Origin of the sequence: Bradyrhizobium sp. 31Argb (assembly GCF_043638955.1) — a bacterium.
Classification (GTDB): Bacteria; Pseudomonadota; Alphaproteobacteria; order Rhizobiales; family Xanthobacteraceae; genus Bradyrhizobium.
The window spans coordinates 1-1515 of record NZ_JBEGDB010000578.1 but is presented as its reverse complement, the minus strand read 5'-3'; the positions used below and the strand labels follow the sequence as shown (position 1 = coordinate 1515).

The window sequence follows — 1515 nt, the reverse complement described above, 5'->3', positions numbered from 1 at the left end:
ATCAACCCGCCCTGCCGCCTCAAGCGGCGGGCTCCTGTCCCTGATTATCGTGTCTCACGATAAGGGTGCACTTCACATCCGCGGCGACGACCGGTCCCGGGTTACGCTGGCGCTTCACCCGGGCTACGTCCCGCCGAGTGGGGAGAGCGCCGGCGCCCTAGCCATTTGGGCAGGTCGGCGCCCAACATGGGTACCTTGCGCAGGAGGAACCCGGCCCCCATGTGAGTTCTCCGAAGGAACCTCACCATGTTGGATTTTGCCCCAAATAACGCCGGCGACGCGCTGTCGCCGCGAACGACTGAAGCTGCCCCGGGCAATGACCGGGCGCTGCTCGACGCCTATTCCAACGCCGTGATCGACGTGACCGAACGCGTCGGTCCCGCGGTGGTGCGCGTCGAGACCGGCCCGAAGGTCCGAACACCGCGCGAGCGTGGCGGGCTCGGTTCCGGCATCGTCATCTCGCCCGACGGTCTCGTGCTGACCAACAGCCATGTGGTCGGCTCGTCGAAGGAGATCCGCCTGCGCGACACCGAAGGTTTCGTCACCGACGCCCATGTGCTCGGCGTCGATCCCGACACCGATCTCGCATTGCTGCGGGCCGATGGCGCGCGCGATTTGCCTTACGCCTCGCTCGGCGACTCCAAGCAACTCCGGCGCGGCCAACTCGTGGTCGCGATCGGCAATCCGCTCGGCTTTGAATCGACGGTCACGGCCGGCGTGGTGTCGGCGCTGGGCCGCTCGATCCGCTCGGTCAGCGGGCGCACGATCGAGGACGTGATCCAGACCGATGCCGCGCTCAACCCCGGCAATTCCGGCGGCCCGCTGGTGTCGTCGAATTCGCAGGTGATCGGCATCAACACCGCGATCATCAACGGCGCGCAGGGCATTTGCTTTGCGGTCGCGAGCAACACCGCGCAGTTCGTGCTGTCGGAGATCATCCGCCACGGCTATGTCCGCCGCGCCTTCATCGGCGTCGCCGGCCAGACCGCGCCGGTCCCGAGGCGCCATGCGGTGCTCGCCGGCGTCGAGAACAAGATGGGCGCGCTGCTCGCGCAGATCGAGCCGGACAGCCCGGCGGCAAAGGCGGGGCTTTTGCCCGGCGACGTCGTGATCAAGCTCGACGGCGTCGACATCAACGGCGTCGACGATCTGATCCGCGCACTCGACCGCGACCGCATCGACCGCACGCTGGCCATGGACGTCCTGCGCCTCGGCCGCCTGCGCGCGATCGACATCCACCCGATCGAACGCAAGCCGGCGAAGTGACGGGCAAGCTGCCAGACCCCTCATGGTGAGGAGCGCGAAGCGCGTCTCGAAACCATAGGGCCCCGCCGGTGCCCTCATCCTTCGAGAGCTTCGCGGCTCCTCAGGATGAGGGGAAAGAGCGGTGCCCGCGTCGGTCGGAATTCATCGCAGCCCTCGAGCTGCCAATTGATGTGCCCTCGCCCCTTGTGGGAGAGGGCAGCTCAGCGGTCAGCAGCGAACTCGATGGGGTGAGGGGTTCTCTCCACGAGC

Annotated in this window: 1 protein-coding gene; it reads left to right on the top strand. The window is 67.4% G+C overall.

Features of this window, described 5'->3' with window-relative positions:
• Positions 1-246 precede the first annotated feature (246 nt).
• On the top strand, positions 247-1266 hold the full coding sequence (locus tag AAFX91_RS41555) for a S1C family serine protease (RefSeq protein ID WP_130581496.1): 1020 nt from the start codon (positions 247-249) through the stop codon (positions 1264-1266).
• Positions 1267-1515: the final 249 nt, after the last annotated feature.

Coding starts and splice junctions, on each gene's coding strand:
- AAFX91_RS41555 (WP_130581496.1), top strand. CDS start 247: ATGTTGGATTTTGCCCCAAATAACGCCGGCGACGCGCTGTCGCCGCGA.